The organism is Winogradskyella luteola, from assembly GCF_019203985.1.
Classification (GTDB): Bacteria; Bacteroidota; Bacteroidia; order Flavobacteriales; family Flavobacteriaceae; genus Winogradskyella; species Winogradskyella luteola.
Genome location: NZ_JAGSPD010000008.1, coordinates 57270 through 78366, shown reverse-complemented (window position 1 = coordinate 78366; position 21097 = coordinate 57270). Strand labels below are relative to the sequence as shown.

The 21097-nt window shown below is 35.4% G+C and carries 17 protein-coding genes; 8 read left to right on the top strand and 9 right to left on the bottom strand.

From position 1 onward, the window contains the following. Nucleotides 1-522: 522 nt before the first annotated feature. The 5 genes from KCG49_RS10925 to purN all read right to left on the bottom strand — a co-directional run bounded on the left by KCG49_RS10925 (nt 523) and on the right by purN (nt 5113). Nucleotides 523-2421, bottom strand: a complete 1899-nt coding sequence (locus KCG49_RS10925; RefSeq protein ID WP_218546495.1) for an amidophosphoribosyltransferase — start codon at nt 2419-2421, stop codon at nt 523-525. A 76-nt stretch (nt 2422-2497) separates the two neighbouring features. Then, nucleotides 2498-3424 carry a PfkB family carbohydrate kinase gene (locus KCG49_RS10920; RefSeq protein WP_218546494.1) on the bottom strand — a complete coding sequence of 309 codons (927 nt, stop codon included), beginning with the start codon at nt 3422-3424 and terminating at the stop codon, nt 2498-2500. A gap of 81 nt (nt 3425-3505) precedes the next feature. After that, entirely contained in the window at nt 3506-4147 is a 642-nt protein-coding gene (locus KCG49_RS10915) for a ribonuclease H1 domain-containing protein (protein WP_218546493.1), read from the bottom strand. Between the two features lie 44 nt (nt 4148-4191). After that, a complete protein-coding gene (locus tag KCG49_RS10910) occupies nt 4192-4545 on the bottom strand; it encodes a hypothetical protein (protein WP_218546490.1) in 354 nt (117 codons plus the stop codon). Then, nucleotides 4535-5113, bottom strand: coding sequence for a phosphoribosylglycinamide formyltransferase (purN, locus tag KCG49_RS10905; RefSeq protein ID WP_218546489.1), 579 nt, complete (start codon nt 5111-5113; stop codon nt 4535-4537). The genes KCG49_RS10910 and purN overlap by 11 nt, the downstream gene beginning before the upstream one ends. Before the next feature lie 183 nt (nt 5114-5296). Between purN and KCG49_RS10900 the strand changes: the two genes are divergently transcribed. From KCG49_RS10900 to KCG49_RS10875, 6 genes are all read left to right on the top strand, one after another. After that, on the top strand, nt 5297-5530 hold the full coding sequence (locus KCG49_RS10900) for an acyl carrier protein (RefSeq protein ID WP_008269813.1): 234 nt from the start codon (nt 5297-5299) through the stop codon (nt 5528-5530). Nucleotides 5531-5543: 13 nt separating this feature from the next. Continuing rightward, on the top strand, nt 5544-6794 hold the full coding sequence (fabF, locus tag KCG49_RS10895; RefSeq protein WP_218546488.1) for a beta-ketoacyl-ACP synthase II: 1251 nt from the start codon (nt 5544-5546) through the stop codon (nt 6792-6794). A 7-nt stretch (nt 6795-6801) separates the two neighbouring features. Continuing rightward, nucleotides 6802-7545: a ribonuclease III gene (gene rnc / locus KCG49_RS10890; RefSeq protein ID WP_218546487.1), complete on the top strand. Its 744-nt coding sequence runs from the start codon at nt 6802-6804 to the stop codon at nt 7543-7545. 124 nt (nt 7546-7669) lie between these two features. Beyond that, nucleotides 7670-8149, top strand: a complete 480-nt coding sequence (locus KCG49_RS10885) for an IPExxxVDY family protein (RefSeq protein ID WP_218546486.1) — start codon at nt 7670-7672, stop codon at nt 8147-8149. A 1-nt stretch (nt 8150) separates the two neighbouring features. After that, on the top strand, nt 8151-9593 hold the full coding sequence (gene pyk / locus KCG49_RS10880; RefSeq protein WP_218546485.1) for a pyruvate kinase: 1443 nt from the start codon (nt 8151-8153) through the stop codon (nt 9591-9593). Between the two features lie 18 nt (nt 9594-9611). Next, nucleotides 9612-10175, top strand: a complete 564-nt coding sequence (locus KCG49_RS10875) for a hypothetical protein (protein WP_218546484.1) — start codon at nt 9612-9614, stop codon at nt 10173-10175. A 101-nt stretch (nt 10176-10276) separates the two neighbouring features. On the opposite strand, the gene dinB is transcribed toward KCG49_RS10875, so the two are convergent. Next, the gene (gene dinB, locus KCG49_RS10870) at nt 10277-11389 is read right to left on the bottom strand and encodes a DNA polymerase IV (RefSeq protein WP_218546483.1); all 1113 of its coding nucleotides are present in this window, start codon (nt 11387-11389) and stop codon (nt 10277-10279) included. A gap of 112 nt (nt 11390-11501) precedes the next feature. Between dinB and KCG49_RS10865 the strand changes: the two genes are divergently transcribed. Beyond that, complete coding sequence (locus tag KCG49_RS10865; RefSeq protein ID WP_218546481.1) at nt 11502-11972, top strand: CYTH domain-containing protein; 471 nt, start codon at nt 11502-11504, stop codon at nt 11970-11972. Further along, nucleotides 11972-12505, top strand: coding sequence for a YciI family protein (locus KCG49_RS10860; RefSeq protein ID WP_218546478.1), 534 nt, complete (start codon nt 11972-11974; stop codon nt 12503-12505). Before KCG49_RS10865 ends, KCG49_RS10860 begins: the two co-directional genes overlap by 1 nt. A gap of 148 nt (nt 12506-12653) precedes the next feature. Here the strand turns inward: KCG49_RS10860 and KCG49_RS10855 are convergent, their stop codons facing one another. From KCG49_RS10855 to KCG49_RS10845, 3 genes are read right to left on the bottom strand one after another with little or no spacing between them, the layout of a single operon-like run. Next, a complete protein-coding gene (locus tag KCG49_RS10855) occupies nt 12654-14573 on the bottom strand; it encodes an OmpA family protein (RefSeq protein ID WP_218546477.1) in 1920 nt (639 codons plus the stop codon). 20 nt (nt 14574-14593) lie between these two features. Next, nucleotides 14594-15505 (bottom strand): PorP/SprF family type IX secretion system membrane protein, encoded by a 912-nt coding sequence (locus KCG49_RS10850; protein ID WP_218546475.1) that lies wholly within the window; start codon nt 15503-15505, stop codon nt 14594-14596. Between the two features lie 28 nt (nt 15506-15533). Then, a complete protein-coding gene (locus KCG49_RS10845) occupies nt 15534-20897 on the bottom strand; it encodes an FIDD domain-containing protein (RefSeq protein WP_256259965.1) in 5364 nt (1787 codons plus the stop codon). Between the last annotated feature and the right edge of the window lie 200 nt (nt 20898-21097).

Below are 21097 nucleotides of genomic sequence, written 5' to 3'. Positions count from 1 at the left end.
AACACTGTGACAAATACAAAAATCCAAGTCTAAAGGCTTGGTTTTTTTTGTTTTTTAAAACTCGTATGATTAGAAAATAAGATCCCAACGAAACAAATATAAAATGAAAAAAGGTGAACAGAGAGTTCACCTTTTTTGCCCCAAATCTACCATAAACTTAACCTACTTATGTTATGGTGATTCAAATATAAGTTTACATTATTTTAATTCCTAAATTTATTGGATAAACGACCTATATATTAGTCTAAGCGTGGAAACTTCTAGGATTGAATAGTGTTTAGCAGTAAAACAGTCCTTATGATTTTAAAGCTACTTAAAGTTTTACTTTAATTATGTCCATAAAAAAAGGTGAACACTGTTCACCTTTTTTTGCCCCAAATCTACCATGAACTTAACCTACTTATGTTATGGTGATACCAATGTAAATTTTATTTGTTAAAACAATATATATATTGGATGAAATGCATTTTCCTTGGATGAAATGCATAATTTTTCGGATAAAACGTCTTTTTGGTATAAAAATCAGTAAGCGCGCTCTTTATTCCCTTCGTAAAAATTAATGAATGCCCTGTTAACAACACGATTGCCACCAACAGTTGGATAATTACCCGTAAAATACCAATCCCCTAAGTTTTTTGGACAAGCCTTGTGAAGATTGTCCACAGGTTGAAAAATTATCTTTACCTCAGCATTAACATCTTCATCACTAAGTAGTTCTGAAATTTTATCTGAAATTTGCTCATCAGTAAAATTGCTGTAAATCTCTTTAACGTAGTTCACAACATTTTTATCTTTTAGATGTACCTGTTTTAAACATTTCTGATAAACATCTTCAACGATATGATATTGGTTGTGGTCTTTTAAAAGTTCTAAAGCTGCTCTAAAGGCAATAAGACTTTCAAGATTTGCCATATCTATGCCGTAACAATCAGGATAACGAATTTGTGGGGCAGAGGAAACCACAATAATTTTCTTTGGGTTTAATCGATCCATCATTTTAATGATACTCTTTTTTAATGTTGTACCTCTAACGATACTATCATCAATAATCACCAAATTATCTGATGGTTTAATAACACCATAAGTTACATCGTAGACATGAGCCACTAAATCATCTCTACTACTATCTTCGGTAATAAAGGTTCTTAACTTTACATCTTTAATAGCTATTTTTTCTATTCGTGGCCTTTCGGATAATATTTCCTTAACTTTTTCTGCAGATAAGCCTCTTTGTCCTTTAAGTATAGCTGTTGTTTTCTTTTGGTTAAGATGCTCTTCAACCGTATCGATCATTCCGAAGAATGATGTTTCTGCTGTATTAGGAATAAAAGAAAACACAGTATTTCTTGTATCATTATCTATAGCTTCAAGCACTTTAGGCATCAACAATCTGCCCAGTTCTTTTCGCTCTTCATAGATTTCGGCATCACTTCCTCGTGAAAAATAAATACGTTCAAACGAGCAGGCTTTTCGCTCTAATGGCTCCAATATTTTTTTAATAGCAGTTTCTCCCGATTTTTTAGTGATAATAGCATGTCCGGGATCTAACTCTTTAACGTCTTCAAAAGGCACATTAAATACTGTTTGTATTACTGGTCGCTCAGAAGCGACCACAACAACCTCATCATCTTTATAATAATACGCAGGTCTAATACCCGCTGGATCTCTCAATACAAAAGAATCCCCATGACCAAGTAGCCCAGCCATAGCATAACCACCATCCCAATTCTTAGCGGCACGCCTTAATATTTTACTAAGCTTTAATCGTTCAGCAATTAAGGGTGAACATTCAATTTTTGAATAGCCCTCTTTTTTAAGTTCTTTATATATTTTAGAAACAGCATCATCTAAAAAATGACCTATTTTCTCCATTACTGTAATTGTATCTGCTTTTTCCTTAGGATGCTGTCCTATTTCAACCAAATTATCAAAGAGTTCATTTACATTGGTCATATTAAAATTACCAGCCACAATTAAATTTCTGTGCATCCAGTTGTTTTGCCTTAAAAACGGATGAACACTTTCCACACTATTTTTGCCAAAAGTTCCATAACGCACGTGACCCAATAAAAGTTCCCCCACATAAGGAATATTCTTTTTTTGCAATGCAACATTGTCTTGATAGCTTGGGTTTTGTGTTAACTCTGCATTTATGCGCTCATTGATTTGCGAAAAAATATCTTGTATAGGTTGTTGAGCAATAGAGCGCACTCTACTAATGTAACGCTCACCTGGATTTGTATCTAATTTAATACTGGCAAAACCCGCTCCATCTTGTCCACGATTGTGCTGCTTTTCCATCATTAGGTACATTTTATTGACTCCATAAAATGCACTTCCATATTTTTCTTTATAGTATTCTAATGGTTTTAAAAGTCTAATAAGTGCAATACCGCACTCATGTTTTAAAGCGTCACTCATGATTTTGTCTCTTTATTTTAGAGATTCTGAAACAAGTTCAGAATAAAAAAACGCGCTAAAATTGAGCGCGCTGATTTTAATTTAATTCTATTTCAAATTGTGTTAGACTCTTAAATTGGTCTAAACGTTTATGTATTTCTGAAGCTGTAAGATTTTGCATGCGCTCTGTACCAAACTTTTCCACACAAAAAGACGCCAAGGTTGAACCATATATTACAGCTGTTTTCATGTTTTCAAAAGAATAGTCTGCTGTTTTTGCCAAATAACCAGCAAAACCACCAGCAAAAGTGTCCCCCGCACCAGTTGGATCAAAAACTTCCTCAAGTGGTAATGCAGGAGCATAGAACACATTATCATCATGAAACAACAAAGCGCCATGTTCTCCCTTTTTAATGACCACATATTTTGGTCCCATTTCATTAATTTTTCTTGCTGCAACCACTAACGAATATTCACCTGTCAATTGTCTTGCCTCTTCATCATTGATTGTAATAACATCAACATGTTTAATAGTATTATGCAATTCTTCTAAAGCACAATCCATCCAAAAATTCATTGTATCGAGAATTACCATTTTGGGCTTTGTTGGCATTTGGTTTAATACGCTCATTTGTACAGATGGATGTAAATTCCCTAACATAACCACTTCAGCATCTTTATAGTTTTCTGGGACTTTAGGTTCAAAATCCGCTAACACGTTTAACTCTGTAACTAAAGTATCGCGGGAATTCATATCGTTATGGTATTTCCCACTCCAGAAAAATGTTTTGCCTTCTTTTACGATTTCAATACCAGAAACATCAATATTCCTATCGGACATTAGGTCTAAATAATCTTGTGGAAAATCGCCACCAACAATAGAAACAACAGCAGAATCTACATTGAAATTTGAAGCGGCTAGCCCAATAAATGTACCAGCACCACCAAGGATTTTGTCGGTTTTACCAAATGGAGTTTCAATAGCATCAAAAGCTACTGTACCGACAATCACTAATTTACTCATGACCTAAGTTTGAATTAAGGTGCAAATTTACATAAAATATATTCCTTGTGAAACATTGACTTATCTCTATACCAATACTGTTTATTTCCTTCCGAAATCGGCAGGGATTTCTCCCCAAGCTTTGGTTTCCCATTTCACAATTGTAGTAGAATAGTCATTTGTTTTTAGCCATTTAACGGCACGGTCAACTAATTCAAATACATCTTTGTTTTTAGCATTGCGCTTTAACTTAGAGTTGCATAGTTTTTTACGCACCCAGCTCATAGCCGTTTTAGAATCTGTATAAATAATGCGGTCACTTTTATGTTGTTTTAAAAACGCCAAACCATGGACAATAGCTAAAAACTCGCCTATATTATTAGTACCCTCTTCAAAAGGGCCTTGAATGAAGAGTTGCTTTTTGGTTTTGGTATCCACACCCCTATATTCCATTTTACCAGGATTGCCACTCGATGCAGCATCAACAGATATAGAATTATAATTAGGTCGCCCTATTCTTTTGAGTTCTATGTCGGAAAGTTCACTTTTAAAAGTTTTTGATTTGCCGATATAATTTTTTGCCCCTTCCTTGTAAGCTTTTTTAGCAGCTTCAAAAGTTGAAAATGATTTGTACTGCGCTCCTTTGAAGTCTTTTATTTGGGCATTACAGTCATCCCAAGATTCAAAAACGCCAGTGTTATGGCCTTTCCAAACGGTATAATATTTTTTCTTTTTTTTACTCATGTTTACTTTCTGCGAAAGCAGGAGTCTCTATTTGAGATGTCACATCAATTAACTAATTTATTTAATCGAGTCATTAATCTTGAATTATCCAATTCTAAAAATTCAATGTAATCTTTATTATAAATGACCTTTGTACCTACATTTGGAATTGAATCATTATAATTTAAAAATATTGTGTCTTTTGTGATTATAGCTTTTCCTTTAAAAACACTTTTTTCAATGAGCCCTCTGGATATGTACTCAAATGTACTGTCTTTGTATATTGTGAAATGAATCCATCCAAGAGGAGCTTCTCTATCAGATAGCAACAAAAATTCTGACATGTCAGTTTTGCCCTTACAAGAAATAAATGTGATTATCACAATTATAAAAAATAATGTAGCAAACCTAGTTTTCATTATTTGAATTTAAAAGTTGATTAACCACTTTTGGAAAATGTTCCATCTCCAATTCATGAATTTTTGCAGCCACATCCTCAGCAGAATCTGAGGATAAAACCTTACATTTTGCCTGAAAAATAATCGCTCCTTCATCATAATTTTCATTCACATAATGAATTGTAATTCCTGTTTCAGTTTCTTTGTGAGCAACCACTGCTTTATGTACATGCATTCCATACATACCTTTTCCACCATATTTTGGTAAAAGTGCTGGGTGAATATTAATCACTTTATTTTCAAATTCATTCAATATAAATTCAGGAAATTTCCAAAGAAAACCAGCTAAAACAATCAAATCTGGTTTTGAAGCTTTTAAGATATTCAATACATCTTCTGACTTATAAAATGCTATTTTATTAAAAGATAAAGCTCTGATATTTAAATTTTTACACCGCTCCAGTACTTTGGCATGAGGATTGTTAGTCAATACCTGAATAACAGACGCATTATCGCTGTTGTGAAAAAACTTAATTAAATTTTCAGCATTAGATCCGCTTCCGGACGCAAAAATTACAATACGTTTCATTTACAGGTATATTTGGTTTATTATTCGTAAACAAAAAAAAGAATAATAATTAACAATTAGGCGCAAAACAAAAATACTTATATCGATTTTTTGCAATTAAAGGCACATTTTATCGGTAAAGATGATTTTTAAAATAAAGTTTTTTATTTTTGCGGTCTAATTAAAACTTAAAATTAAAAGATTATGTCAGACATTGCATCAAGAGTAAAAGCGATTATCGTAGACAAATTAGGTGTTGATGAAAACGAAGTTGTAACTGAAGCGAGCTTCACTAACGACTTAGGTGCAGATTCATTAGATACTGTAGAATTAATAATGGAATTTGAAAAAGAATTTGATATTCAAATCCCAGACGATCAAGCTGAAAACATTGCAACAGTTGGTCAAGCTATCTCTTATATAGAAGAAGCAAAATAAGAACTTTATTTTTATGGAATTAAAGCGAGTCGTAGTTACTGGTTTAGGCGCACTTACACCAATTGGCAATACCAAAGATGAATATTGGAATGGTCTTGTTAATGGAAAAAGTGGTGCTGCCCCAATCACATATTTTGATACTGAAAAGTTCAAAACACAGTTCGCTTGTGAAGTAAAAAACTTTGAAGTTACTGACTTTATTGACAAAAAGTTAGCACGTCAGATGGATAAGTTTTCACAGTATGCAATGGTAGCTTCTGATGAAGCAATTGTAGACTCAAAACTAGATCTAGAAGCGATAAACAAATATAGAGTGGGTGTTATTTGGGGAGCGGGTATTGGTGGCTTAGAGACATTTCAGGAAGAAGTGTTGAATTTCGCTGCTGGTGACGGCACACCTCGATTTAACCCACGTTTCATTCCGAAAATGATTGCTGATATAGCACCAGGAAACATATCTATTAAATATGGTTTCATGGGACCAAACTATACCACAGTTTCTGCTTGCGCCTCTTCTGCGAATTCAATGATCGATGCCTTAAACACCATTCGTTTAGGTCATTGTGATGTTGTGATTACTGGTGGAAGTGAAGCGGCAGTTACTATTGCAGGTATGGGAGGTTTTAACGCTATGCATGCGATGAGTACTAGAAATGATAGTCCTGAAACAGCTTCAAGACCTTTTGATGCTAACCGTGATGGTTTTGTATTAGGTGAAGGAGCAGGTTCTATTGTTTTAGAAGAGTATGAACATGCCAAGGCTAGAGGAGCTAAAATCTATGCAGAAGTTGTAGGTGGAGGTTTATCTTCAGATGCCTATCATATGACAGCACCACACCCAGAAGGTAAAGGTGTTGTTGCGGTAATGAAAAATTGTTTAGAAAATGCTGGTTTAAATCCCGAAGATGTAGATCATATTAATACACACGGTACATCAACACCGTTAGGTGATGTTGCCGAATTAAAAGCTATATCTGAAGTATTTGGTAACCATGCTAAAACCATAAATATTAATTCTACTAAGTCTATGACCGGACACTTGTTAGGTGCTGCTGGTGCCATTGAGGCTATTGCTTCCATTATGGCTATGCAACATGGTATTATACCACCAACAATTAACCACGAAACGGTTGACGAAAACATAGACCCAGAATTAAATTTAACGCTCAACAAAGCTCAGAAACGAGATATTAAAGTCGCAATGAGTAATACATTTGGATTTGGCGGACACAACGCTTGTGTATTATTTAAAAAAATAGATTAAATCCCGAATGAGTTTCATTCGTAACATATTAAAAAATTCCCGTACTCAAGGAGACGGGAATTTTTTTTTACAACTAAAAGATATTCTAGGTTTTAAACCAAAGTCTAAAACGCTTTATACAAAAGCCTTTACCCATCGTTCTATGAACATTAAGGACAAAAAGGGTAATCCAATTAATTACGAACGCCTAGAGTTTGTTGGTGACGCAATGATAAGTTCTGTGATAGCGGCATATCTTTTTGAACAGGTACCGCATGGCGATGAAGGTTATCTTACTAAAATGCGCTCTAAGGTTGTAAGTAGAGAGCATCTAAATGAACTCGGTAAGGAACTCCAACTTATAGAGTTAGTTAAAAGCAGAATACCTAAGAATAATTTCGGAAACAATATTCACGGTAACTTATTTGAAGCTTTGGTCGGTGCTATCTACTTAGATAAAGGTTATAAAGCTTGCGAAGAGTTTATCTATAACCGTGTTATCAACCCTCATGTGGACATTGAAACCCTAGAAGGAAAGGTCATCAGTTATAAAAGTCTGCTCATTGAATGGTGCCAAAAAGAAAAAAACACCTTTAATTACGATGTATATGAAGATACTGGAAATGATGAATTAAAACACTTTTCAGTTAAATTAAGTATTAACGATAAAGTCGTTTCTAAAGCAAGGGCAACATCTAAGAAAAAGGCAGAAGAAAAAGCATCAAAGCGTGCCTTTTTTGCATTTCAAAAACAAATTACAAAGCTTATTTAATCGGTCTCCAAATAATTCTTGCCAAACTATAACGTTTTCGTGGATTTTAAGGGTTAAGATTAACCAAAAGTTGGTCTTTCTAAGCTATTTATATTCTATATTTACACTTCAAAGTTATAACTGTATGGCTTTACACAAACTTCTGGTTGACGATTTTTACGACGACACCTACAAACTCATTGCTATTCATTGTGGGTTAGAAGATTACCGTTTGGCCTATTTACTTAACCAAAGTTTAGAGCTAAACTTAGAGCGCAAACCAGATGATTTAGATTTTGAATATTTAAAATCTTCGTACAGTATTTTCGAATGGAACAACACCTCACAATACATAACTTGGAATTTGGTTTCTAACGTGTGCAAAAAAGAGGAAGCCAGTTTATCTAGTTCTGGAACATTATTTCAAACAAACGACAACGTATTAAAAACCTTTAATTTGGTTCCGGAGTTTAAAAAGGTAGATTATTTTATTAAGATTTCTGATGAAATCCAGAATGTAAATGAAAAATTAATTTTGAACAAACTGCAGGCTATTCCTCAGATTATAACGAGTTATTCGGTTAACCCGAAACAATTAAAATCGAAAGACCATTTAATTTTTTGAATTGATGTCAAATAAAAAAACAAAAATAGTAGCCACATTAGGACCAGCAACAAGTAATAAGGAAACCCTTAAAGCTATGCTAGACGAAGGTGCCAATGTATTTAGAATCAACTTTTCGCACGCTGATTACGAGGATGTAGAAGCTCGTATAAAGATGATACGAGAGCTCAATGATGAATATGGTTACAACGCAGCAATATTAGGGGATTTGCAAGGTCCTAAACTAAGAGTTGGCGTGATGAAAGGCGAAATCATTGTTAACGAAGGTGACGAAATTATTTTCGCTACAGGAAAACGTTTTGAAGGTACAAAAGAGCGTGTCTACATGACTTACGATAACTTTCCACAAGATGCAAAGCCAGGTGAACGTATTCTTCTCGATGATGGTAAACTGATTTTTGAGGTGGTTTCTACTGATGGCAAAAAAGAGGTTAAGGCCAAAGTTATTCAAGGTGGCCCGTTAAAGTCAAAAAAAGGAGTTAACCTGCCAAATACAAATATTTCGCAACCTGCATTAACTGAAAAAGATATTGACGATGCCATTTTTGCGATTAGTCAAAAAGTAGATTGGATTGCACTATCCTTTGTAAGACATGCCGAAGATTTAATGCAACTTGAAAAATTGATTAATGAACATAGCGATCATAAAATTCCGATTATAGCCAAAATAGAAAAGCCTGAAGCTGTTGATAATATTGATAAAATTGTAGCATACTGTGATGGATTGATGGTGGCTCGTGGTGATTTGGGTGTAGAAATTCCGGCAGAAGAAGTACCGTTAATACAAAAGAAATTAGTGTTAAGGGCAAAGCGTGCCAGAATTCCTGTGATTATTGCTACACAGATGATGGAAACCATGATTACCAGTCTTACACCAACACGTGCTGAAGTAAATGACGTAGCTAACTCGGTTATGGATGGAGCTGATGCCGTAATGTTATCTGGTGAAACGTCTGTTGGGCAATATCCTGTACAAGTAATTCGTCAAATGGCCAATATTATACGTAGTGTTGAAGATTCTCCATTAATTGAAGTACCACAATCCCCACCACATATTCGTACCAAGCGCTATATTACAAAGTCTATTTGTTATCATGCCGCTAATATGGCCAATGAAATTAATGCTAAAGCGATTTCTACATTAACCAATAGTGGCTATACGGCATTTCAAATTTCGGCGTGGAGACCACAGGCTCATATTTTAGTATTTACATCCAACAAGCGTATTTTAACCCAACTGAGTTTACTTTGGGGAGTCGAGGCTTTCTTCTATGATAGATTTGTTAGCACAGACGAAACCATTGAAGACGTTAATGCCATTGCCTGTAAAAAGGGGTATCTCGAAGTTGGTGATATGTTAATTAGTTTGGCGGCGATGCCAATACAAGCTAAAGGTATGGTAAATACACTCCGTGTTACAGAGATTGAGAGCTGTAGTTTTTAAAAGATAACAAATGATCAAATGTGTGTTACTTCTTTCACGTATCTATGTCTTAAAAAAAATTATATACTATTAATAATTATTGGAATCTTAATTATTTCATGTAAATCTCCAACTTATCAAAAAACGGAAGCAGATGTAGCGAGAGTAGTTTTTGAAGCTGTTAAACAAAATGATTACGATTTATTTAAAGAGAATATAGCTTCTCATCATGACCTTAAGGAATTATGGATAAAGTTTGTCGAGCAATCAAAATCTGAAGGTTTTGAAAAACTAAAAGAGGGTTTCCAAGTTTCATCATATCTAGAAAATTACGATAGAGTTTATCCAGCTTTTATCAAGGTTACTAAAAAACTTTTTAGAGAAGCGATAAGTGATGCTAAAAAATCTGGTATTATTGTTTCAGAATTAAATTATGAATCCTTTGAGGTCAAAAACTTACCCTACCAAAAAGTGATTAATATTGTTGTATCTCATAAGGACAAAAAATACGTTTTTGAAACTAAGTTTTATGAACTAAACAATTATATGGTTTCTCAAGGTGAAATAGAGTGGAGTGGCCAATATATAGAGCTAATTGAATAAACTGTAATAGAAATAACGGATTAATCTATATGTGTTAGAAACCTCTTTGCTTTTGTGCTATGGTGGATTTGATTGATATATTTAGGAATGATTTAAACAAATTAAAAATCGAACTTTAACTGTACGCTAACAGATTTTTTTCTGTCCTCTATGGTTTTGCTTACTAAGGACTTATCCGTATTTAAATTAGAAAGTGAAATACCTAATAACCTAACGGAATTCTTCAACTTATCTTGGTACAATAAATCTTTTGCAGCATCTATAATTACAGCTTTTTCACTAATGTAGTAAGGTAGGGTTTTGCTACGGGTTTGAAGCGTAAAATCGCTATACTTTATTTTTAGTGTTACGGTTTTACCAGCAACTTTACTTTTATTCAATCGTTTGGTCACCTCTTCTGCTATATGCTCTAGTTTTTTGAGCATAAAAATTTCAGAAGAGAGGTTTTCACTAAACGTGCGTTCAGCTGCTAGAGATTTTCTAATACGATTGGGTTTCACTTCACTATTGTGAATTCCTCTTACGATATAGTAGTAATAACGACCAGATTTTCCGAAGTGTTCATCTAAATATTCAAGCGATTTTGATTTTAAGTCCCTACCCGTAAAAATACCTTTTTGATACATCTTCTCAGCTGTGACTTTACCAACTCCATGAAACTTTCTGATATCCAAATCTTCTAAAAAATGAAGTACATCTTCTGGGTTTACAGTTTTTTGTCCATTTGGTTTATTGTAATCACTAGCAACTTTAGCTATAAATTTATTAATGGATATCCCTGCAGAAGCTGTTAAACCAACTTCATCAAAAATACGTTGTCTAATCTTTTGAGCAATCAAAGTGGCACTGGGAAGTCCTATTTTGTTTTCTGTGACATCGAGATAAGCTTCATCCAATGACAAAGGCTCTACAAGGTCTGTATAATCGAAGAATATCTTTCTAATGCGATTAGAAATTTCTTTGTAACGCTCAAAATCGGTTCGCACAAAAATAAGATCAGGACATAGTTTTTCTGCTAAACGGCCAGACATGGCACTTTTTACACCAAATTTTCGAGCTTCGTAACTTGCCGCACTGATTACGCCGCGTTTTCCACCACCACCAACAGCAATAGGTTTACCTCTAAGCTCAGGATTATCCATTTGCGCTACGGAGGCATAAAATGCATCCATATCGACATGAATTATCTTTCTTATTGGTAAATCAACTCCCATAAAACAAAATTATGGTAATTTTAGCTTGAAAAATCCCAAATTCTAAAATTCAGATTCCAATACCATATTTTATTTGGAATTTAGTTATTGATAATTGAATGTTTTCATTTTTATGATAGAAATAGAGCGTAAATTTTTAGTTAAATCAGAAGTCTTTAAAAATAAAGCCTACAATAGTTTTAATATTAAACAGGGGTTTTTAAACAGCCATAAAGAACGTACCGTGCGCATAAGGCTTAAAAAGGACAAAGGTTATATAACAGTGAAAGGAAAATCGACAGAGAATGGTTTGTCTCGCTTTGAATGGGAAAAAGAAATATCTAATATAGAAGCTGAGAACCTTTTAATTTTATGTGAAGAAGGCATTATTGATAAAAGGCGTTACGAAGTTAAATTTGGAAATCATACCTTTGAAGTCGATGAATTCTTTGGTGACAATGAAGGTTTGGTTATTGCCGAAGTAGAGTTAAATACTGAAAATGAAACCTTTAAAAAACCTGAATGGTTAGGTAAAGAAGTTACAGGAGACATTAAATATTACAATTCTCAATTAAGTAAACAACCCTATAAAACCTGGAAATAATGAAAAAATTACTGACGTTACTTTTGTTATTCGCATGCTTATTAGCATGCAAAAATGAAGATAAACCCAGTCTGGAAAAAGACATTGTGATAGAAGAAAAGGCTTTAGATAAATCAGAAAAGGAAGTAGAAACCATAAAAGAACAATCTGTAGCTGAGCTTAAAGCAAAATTGGTTAAAGACGGCTATCAAGTTTTTGATTATGTGGACGAAAAAACAAAAGATACTACACTAATGCAACAGTATTTTATTGCATTTTTAAAACGTGGGCCAATCCGCAATCAAAACGAAGAAGAAGCTAATCGTCTTCAAAATGAACACTTGGCACATTTAGGTAAAATGTACGAGCAAGGTTATGCAGATATTTCTGGTCCTTTTGGTGATGATGGAGATATAAGAGGCATTACGATTTACAATGTACCGACATTAAAAATGGCAGATAGCTTGGCTAATGCTGACCCGATGGTTAAAGCAGGCCGACTTGTTATAGAAGTTCATCCTTGGTGGGCCGCAAAAGGTTTTCCGCTTCGATAAAATATAAAAGACGCTCTGAGGTTTCAGAGCGTTTTTGTTATTACAATCTGTTGTTAATTATACTGTAACATGTACCATCTATTGAGCATTCATTAAAAAGCCTATCATTTGTGAAAATGATAGGCTTAGTTATTTTATTGTTTAAGAATTACTTCTGATTCTGTGGAGCTCCACCAACGATTAAAAACTCAGAACGTCTATTTTGTTGGTGCTCTTCGTCTGTACAACTAGAACCACATTTAACTTTTAGATCGCTCTCTCCTTTTCCTTCGGCAGATATACGGGACTTATCTATGCCTTTGGAAATTACATATTGTTGTGTACTTTTCGCTCTACGCTGAGAAAGCCTTTGGTTATAAGATTCTGAACCTCTGCTATCAGTATGGGACGTTGCATTAATTACTAATTCTGGGTATTTATTCATTACCTGAACTAATTTATCCAACTCAAAAGCAGCTTTAGCGGTGATATTAGATTTATCAAAGTCAAAATAAATAGGGTTTAGTACAATCGCTTCAGGTGTAACAATTTTTTCAATAGGATCTAACGAGATTTGTACGGCAAGCTCTTCTTCGTTGCTGCCTTTTACTGGTACTTTTTTACTTTCAAAATCTTCCATTACTACTTCAAGTTCAGTATCTTGTTCGCATTCAACGATAAATTCTGCAACACCTTCTTCATTTGTAGCTTTAGTCACTACTTTATTGCCTTCTGCATCATATAATGTCACAGATGCACCATTTACTGGTTCTCTAGTCTTATCGTCTAATACAGTAGCCATAATCAATACATCGCATAGCGGCTGTAGTTTTTTAAATGCGTATACATCGTCGCTTCCTTGACCGCCTTCCCTATTGGAAGACACAAAGCCTTCTTCTGCTTCTTCATCAATGGTAAATGCAAAATCATCCCCATTACTACTAATTGGGATACCCACGTTTCTAACCGGAGCAAGTTTTCCGTCAATTTCCTTTGTGTAGAATACGTCCATTCCCCCAAGCCCTAAATGACCGTTAGAAGAGAAGTAAAGTGTATTATTACTACTTATAAAAGGAAACATTTCTTGTGCTTCAGTATTCACTTTTTGGCCTAAGTTTACAGGATCTCCAATAGTTCCGTCAGAATTGATTGGTGCCTTATAAATATCGTATTTGCCAAAACCACCAGGCATATCAGAAGCAAAATATAAAGTAGAACCGTCTGCACTAACAGATGGGTTTTTAACAGAGTAATTTTCGCTGTTAATAGATAAGCTTTCTACATTATCAAAATCATTACCAAGCTTTGTAGCCTTAAATAAATATAGTTGGCTATAACGTACTTTGCTTATGGAATCTTTTTCATAATCTTTTTCATAATAACTCTCTCTAGAAAAATACATGGTTTCGCCATCTGGTGAAAATGACACTAAACCTTCATGGTGCCTTGTATTGATCTTATCGTTCATTAAAGTTGCCTCTTGGTATGAACCGTCTGAATTTTTAGTTAATGTATAAATATCTAAGAAAGGTTCTTCGTTCCATCCATAAGTTTTACGGTTATCGTTTCTTGCAGATGTAATATAAAGTTTGCCGTTTTGCACTACACCACCAAAATCTGATTGTGCAGTGTTAAAGCCCGCATCTTGCACATTAAACTTTTTACCTTGTTCTAAAATCTTAGGAAGATAGTTAGGGTTTTTTCTAAAGGCAGTTGCTCTATTATCTGATGGACGCATGGAAGCAAATTTCTCCATTTGCTGATTAGATTCTTCGTACTTTCCGTTTGCCTTAAGCATTTCGGAATATTTAAAGATCATCTCAGGATCATCACCAGACTCTAAAGCCTTAGCGTACCATTTTTCGGCCTCAACTGAGTTAAAAATGTTGTAATAACATTCTGCTAGTTGCCCATAAACGTAAGAAGAACCATCTCCTTTATCTATAAGTTTTTTATAGCTTTCTGCGGCATCAACATATTCAAACCTAGCAAATTCTTTGTCGGCTTTCTTTGTGTCTTTGTTTTGAGCAGTTAAGCATAAACTACTACTCAGCAACGTAATAAATAAAAGTGTTTTTAAGTTTTTCATAATTTGTTTAGCTTAACGGATTAAAAGTATCTAGGTGAACGAGAAACACGCTTAGGGAAATTAAGATCGAATAACAACATAACCTCGTGTGATGCAGGTGCAAATGCTTTTATCTCAGATGAAACAGCATCATATGCATATCCAACTCTTATCGATGGTGATAATGCAAAATTCACTAATCCGGATAAAGAATCATCCATTCTATAGGATGCACCAATTTCAAACTTCTTAAAAAATCTTGCGTTTAAGTTTACATCAAAAGATGTTGGTGCATCAAAAGCTGATTTTAACATAAACGAAGGTTTAAGTTCAGTGTTAGGTGATAAATCGAAAACATAACCACCAGTTAAGAAGTAATGCTGTGTTTCAGAACCAATTTTATTACCATTAGAATCTAAATGCACAGATGATAACATATTAGGAACAGATAACGACAAGTAATACTTATTGGTGTAGTAAAAGAACCCAGCACCTATATTAGGTGTGGTTTCGTTAATACCTATGCCAAAAAAGGGATCACCATCATCAATGACATCTACATTACCGCTTGTTAGATTGATGTCGTGAAATGTTGCACCAGCCTTAACACCAAAAGCTAAGCGGTGTTCACCACCTAGCTTTAGTGTATACGATAAATCAACGTATGCATTTGTTTCTTTTACAGGGCCGATTTGATCGGCAATAAGAGATACACCCAGTCCTAAGTTACTACCAATTGGTGAGTGGCCAAAAAACGTTCCTGTTTCTGGTCCACCACTTACACCAGCCCATTGATTTCTGTATAACAGTCCAAACGAGAGATTTTCTCTGGAGCCAGCATAAGCTGGATTGATAATATTCATATTATACATGTACTGTGTGTACTGAGGGTCTTGTTGCCCATGCATTTGAAATGCTAAAAGCAACACCGCTATAATAGAGAGTTTTTTCATTATAAGTTTAAGTTGATTCTGTTAGTTATTATCTGTTAATATATACCCAAGCACTTTTTTGCTTCGTACCGCCTTCGTATGTCATTGTATAGAAATATGTTCCAACAGGGAGTTCTTCACCATCATTAGTTTGCCCTATCCATTCATTAGAGTAATTTCTCTTTGAATAAACAAGAGTTCCATTTCTATTGAAAATATCAAGTCGGGTAACATTAAAATATCTTAGGTCAAAATTATCATTGAAACCTGGAGAAACACCAGGAGATATGCCTTCAGGAATAGTACAATTATCTATTTCGACAACGGTAACAGCACTATCCGAAACTATATTTGAACATCCAGTAGCATTAAACGTTACCCTCGTAGAATATTCGCCCGCAACATTAGCTTCATATGATAAACCAGTAGCTCCTGCTATATCAACACCATCAAGTAGCCATTGTATTGAAACATCCGAAAGACTAAAACCATTTGGTATTATTGTTAGAACTGTACCTGACTCAGCTTCGGTACATAATAAAAACTCACCAGCATCTTCATCGTAATAGAATACGTTTGTATCAATAGTAAATAATGGTACAACGTTAACAGCGAGATTAAATGATGTCGTACTATAGCAACCTGAAGTATCATCTTCAGCTCTTACAAATACTGTTTCACCGCTACTTAAATACGGACTTACTGAGGCTCCTACACCATTATCCGCATCGTCTTGAGACATGTGATAGGTAACTGTGACATTCGCATCAGTAGTAACTTCGGAATCGATTGAAGTTAAATCGAACTCTGTAGAACCATCAACACTACCATCTGCATCATCACAAACTACAAGATCCATAGGTTGATTTATAACCGGGTTAGCATTGACTACTAATTGTAGTTCAGAAAGTTGTCTACAGCCTAAGAAACCGTTATTTGCAGCGTCTGTGTCCTCAACTCTTATAATTAAATTTTCCCCAGAAGACGTGTACGGTGTTGAAACTGGGTTCATAGCTTGGTTAGCATCTGCCATATTGGTATAATAACTAACCGTGAAGTCTGGTCCATAACCTAGAGAAGTAGTAAAGGCATCTAAATCGAAGTCTTCTTCACCGTCTGCTACAGGCCCATCACATACCACAAGGGACTGTGGCTCAAGAGTACCTGGGTCTTGGTATAGGTTTACAATTACTATTTGAGAAAATGTATTTGCATTACATTGGCTATCAAACGCTAATACTTGATAGTTAGTTTCTCCCAATCCAAATCCTCCAATTGGAACTGTCAGTGTACTTGACGTTTCACCAACGATTTCAAAACCATCTTCAAACCAAACAAATTCATCTGCAAATGGAGAATCTGTCTCAATAGTAACAGAGTCAAACCCACATACTGAAACTTCATCAGTCTCTGTAGGATCATTTGTATCATCTATAAATACTTCATTACTTGTTATCTCTGCTTCTATATCTGCTATGGTACTACCAGATCCAGGATCACCAACATTAGTTTGGCGTACTTGTATAACACCTGCTTCTGCTTCAAAATTAGTTATTAATAACAAATAAATTTCTCCTTGTACAGCACCGGTAAGTACTACATTTTCAACTGGTGCAGCCGAGTAACTACAGTCTACAACCGATCCAAGAACACATAAATCGTCATCTGGACCGTAAGGCCCCCAAAGTATAAAATCGACATCCAATTCGTCTCCTATTGGGTTATCGCTGGCATCAAAAGCTGAATTTTGTACCATCTCTATCAAAATATCACCTGAGGTTCCTATTTCTAAAACACTGTATGTTGGGTTAGGAGAAGTTCCTAAACAATCAATTGATGTAGTGTCTGGCATACCTATGGTATTATAGCTATAGAGTATATCACTGGTATCACTACCACTACAGAAGTTTGCTGCCGTATCACATGCTATGTTACCTGGTGCATTATAAGGAGTAATACAAAGATCAAAAGTAGTATCTTCTGGGTCATCCCCGCCCGAATAAACTCTAACGAAATATGTTTCGCCAACAGTTAGCCCAGAGGCAACACTCGATAACTCCGCAAAATCAGACACACATGATATCTCGGTTAAATTATCACATGTACCTCCATAAACCGAATGGTCAACATCCGTAGTAGTACTACCAGCAATATTTGCTAAGGAAATTAAATGAGATTCATTTACTGCGACGAATTGAAACCAAACATCGTCATCAGCGGAACTACCACATGATGGATCTGGAACACCACTCGGTGAAGCTGCTAAAATTGTACCAGGTGTACTAACTTCGCATAAAATATCATCATTAACAACAGCTACAGTTGCATCACAAGGGTTGTTATTTTCTGGTGGACAAGCTAACAACTGTATTGCAGGACTATTAATGACACAATTGACATCTTGGTCGTTACTTATTGTTACTATTACATCCACTAAGAAAGGAAATGGTCCTATCTGATAAACACCCGTTGCAGCGACTGGCACTGTATTGGCATCAATATTATTAGATATAGTAAGAGAGGTAGCATCGCCTAAAGAAGTAATGTCTACATCTATTAAAAATTGGTCGCCATTTGCACAATCATCAACAACTGAATAGTTGGCTTGTGGATTAATACAGGTAGCACAACTTACAGTATAGTTGATCCCATCTGGAAAAGCACCACTCTCACAACTAACTGAGCCGTCAGAATTTATATAGAATGAAATTGTATCACCTGAGGATTGAAAAGTTAACCCGCCAACATCACCGACACTATCATTTAACAGTTCTGTACCATCAGTATCCAAAACAACAAGTTCATCACAACAATCTTCAACCTCACCTGAATTGAAAGTAAGGTTTAAAGGAGTACCATCAGAACTAGTGAAAGTAAACGTTTCTAAAGATGGGTTATCATCGATATCATTACCATAGCAATAATCTATAGTTAATGGCCCATCGTTAACACAATCTAATATGAAATTGGTTTGCACTGGGGTTGTGAATGTAAATGGACCAGCCCAATCACTAAAACCATCGGCACCACAATCTGCACGCACCCAAAACTCGTAAGTTGTAGAGAAATCTAGTCCAGGTTCCGATATAGAATTTGTACCTACTGTAGTCCCTGGTGCTGTTGGTTCGCCTGTACCATCTGGCGACACTACATACTCCCAAGAAGTTTCACCATTATTTGATGTCCAAGAAATATCAATTGATTCTCCATTATTATTAGTAAATGTTACACCTCCTGGTACAATACATGCTGGAGCTTCATCAATTGTAACGTCATCAATAGCGATATCATCATAAAAATCCCCAGTGACTATTTCAGAAAAGATGAATCTGACTTGAGCATCTCCTGTGAAAGTTAAAGAACTAAGCCCTATTATTTTTAATTCCCAACCATTAGTGTTAGTATTAAATGTTTCCATACTGTTCCATGCTGCACCATCCCAAACTTCTACATCTAAATTACTGTTGGCATTACCTTCGTTATCGCTAATTAGGTAAAATGAAAGTGCTGGCACTGCAAGTGCAGATACATCTATAACCGGGCTTGTTAAGGTTCTAACACCTTCATTGCCAGAAGAATCACACCATGCAAAATAACCATTTGTAGCGGTAGATCCTGTAATTACACCATCATTACCAATATGTTCACCTGCTGGGTCATTGTCAAAAAACCAATCTTCACCACCATCCATAGTCCAACAATCAGGAATAGTCCCTGCATTCTCAAAACCTTCTGTATATGGCGCAATAAATGTTACACATTCTGTCGTAAAAGTAAAAGGCCCTGCCCATCCACTTACATCACCTCCGCCACAATCTGCTTGCACATAATAATCATATTCAGTTATAGCAGTCAATGCCATTGCTGTATAAGGGTTAGGCACTCCCGTAGCTGTTGGCACACCCGTTGGTGCTGTACCCGATGTTACGATTTCAACATTCCACATTGATACTGTACCATCCTGTGACCAACTCAATTGCGCTGTAGTAGCAGTAATTGCAGTTGCAGTTAAAGCTGTAGGATCAAAGCATGTAGGAGCTTCGTCGATTCTAACATCGTCAATAGCGATATCATCATAAAAATCACCAGTGACTATTTCAGAGAATATAAAACGTGCTTGTACGTCACCTGTAATTGTCAACGTACTTAAATCTATAAAGTTCTGAACCCATCCATCGGTATTGGTATTGTAAGTTGCCATACTATTCCAAGCTGCACCATCCCAAACTTCTACATCTAAATTACTGTTGGCATTACCTTCATTATCACTAATTAAATAAAACGAAAGTGCTGGTACTGCAAGTGCAGATACATCTACAAGAGGACTCGTCAATGTCCTAACACCTTCATTCCCAGAAGAATCACACCATGCAAAATAACCATTTGAAGCGGTAGTACCAGTAATTACGCCATCGTTACCAATATGCTCACCTGCTGGATCATTGTCAAAAAACCAATCTTCACCACCATCCATAGTCCAACATAAAGGAATAGTTCCTCCGTTTTCAAAGTCTTCTATATATGGTGCAGTAAATGTTACACATTCTGTTGCAAAAGCAAAAGGCCCTGCCCATGAACTAACTTCACTACCACAATCTGCTTGCACGTAGTAAGTATAATTAGTAGCCGGTGTTAATGCTGTAGCTGTAAAAGAATTAGAAACACCTACATCTGTAGGAGTCTCAGTTTGCGTTGAACCCTCAGGCACTATCTCAATATTCCAAGTTGTAGCTGACCCATTTTCTGTCCAAGATAATACGGCCTCATCTGAAGTCACACCTGTAGCAGTTAAATTAGAAGGTGTAGGACAAGCCTGAGTAATTCCCCCTAAAATAATATTAGCTATTGTATCGTCAATGTTACTAGCGGTTGGCGGTGCTGTAGGATCTGGGTTTACTGTATCACTAAAATAAGTTATACTCCTATTTGTAGTGACTTGAGTGTTGTAAAAATCATCATCAAACGCATCATAATCAGTAGAATTTTCTTCCACAGCCACAATAAGATTGCCTGTCCCAGCATATGTAAAAGGTGTGTCTAATGTAATAGTTACCCAACCCTCTGCACCTGCAGTAACTGTAATGCCGCCTGCGTAGACCTGTGTAAAAGAGGCGATAGGCTCCCAATCATTAGTATCAGCAAATTCCGTCCTGGCTACTTCTGCCATGTAAATAATCAAATCTTGACTGTTTGGGAGTGCAGAAGTACCGCTGTAATACCATTGGATGTCTGTGATATCACCTGTAGCATTAATCTCAGAAGCTAAATAAATAGTTTGTACATAGGAAAAACCGAAATATGCCTCAAAAGGTCCGTTTTCAGTCTCCAAATTACCAGTTCCAATTTCAACTTGTGCGTTGATTTGGAAGAGCGTTAAAAAGAGCCCTAAAAGTAGTAAAGTAATGTTTTTCATTATTATTGTTTTATTAGAAATTATCATAACCTTTATAACACGCTGATTATAAAGGCTTTGTTTTTTATTATAAAATGAGACTTAAAATAGAGCATTAATTACGTTAGTTAGTCGTTTTTTTTTATGCCCACTCGAATATATAAAAAATGCCTATTAACAAGATGTTAACAATACTATAATAGATTAACTACCGTATTAAT

Excerpts from the sequence above, each read along its gene's own strand:
- KCG49_RS10925 (WP_218546495.1), bottom strand. The coding sequence starts at position 2,421 with ATGAGTGACGCTTTAAAACATGAGTGCGGTATTGCACTTATTAGACTT.
- KCG49_RS10920 (WP_218546494.1), bottom strand. The coding sequence starts at position 3,424 with ATGAGTAAATTAGTGATTGTCGGTACAGTAGCTTTTGATGCTATTGAA.
- KCG49_RS10915 (WP_218546493.1), bottom strand. The coding sequence starts at position 4,147 with ATGAGTAAAAAAAAGAAAAAATATTATACCGTTTGGAAAGGCCATAAC.
- KCG49_RS10910 (WP_218546490.1), bottom strand. The coding sequence starts at position 4,545 with ATGAAAACTAGGTTTGCTACATTATTTTTTATAATTGTGATAATCACA.
- purN (WP_218546489.1), bottom strand. The coding sequence starts at position 5,113 with ATGAAACGTATTGTAATTTTTGCGTCCGGAAGCGGATCTAATGCTGAA.
- KCG49_RS10900 (WP_008269813.1), top strand. The coding sequence starts at position 5,297 with ATGTCAGACATTGCATCAAGAGTAAAAGCGATTATCGTAGACAAATTA.
- fabF (WP_218546488.1), top strand. The coding sequence starts at position 5,544 with ATGGAATTAAAGCGAGTCGTAGTTACTGGTTTAGGCGCACTTACACCA.
- rnc (WP_218546487.1), top strand. The coding sequence starts at position 6,802 with ATGAGTTTCATTCGTAACATATTAAAAAATTCCCGTACTCAAGGAGAC.
- KCG49_RS10885 (WP_218546486.1), top strand. The coding sequence starts at position 7,670 with ATGGCTTTACACAAACTTCTGGTTGACGATTTTTACGACGACACCTAC.
- KCG49_RS10875 (WP_218546484.1), top strand. The coding sequence starts at position 9,612 with ATGTGTGTTACTTCTTTCACGTATCTATGTCTTAAAAAAAATTATATA.
- dinB (WP_218546483.1), bottom strand. The coding sequence starts at position 11,389 with ATGGGAGTTGATTTACCAATAAGAAAGATAATTCATGTCGATATGGAT.
- KCG49_RS10865 (WP_218546481.1), top strand. The coding sequence starts at position 11,502 with ATGATAGAAATAGAGCGTAAATTTTTAGTTAAATCAGAAGTCTTTAAA.
- KCG49_RS10860 (WP_218546478.1), top strand. The coding sequence starts at position 11,972 with ATGAAAAAATTACTGACGTTACTTTTGTTATTCGCATGCTTATTAGCA.
- KCG49_RS10855 (WP_218546477.1), bottom strand. The coding sequence starts at position 14,573 with ATGAAAAACTTAAAAACACTTTTATTTATTACGTTGCTGAGTAGTAGT.
- KCG49_RS10850 (WP_218546475.1), bottom strand. The coding sequence starts at position 15,505 with ATGAAAAAACTCTCTATTATAGCGGTGTTGCTTTTAGCATTTCAAATG.
- KCG49_RS10845 (WP_256259965.1), bottom strand. The coding sequence starts at position 20,897 with ATGAAAAACATTACTTTACTACTTTTAGGGCTCTTTTTAACGCTCTTC.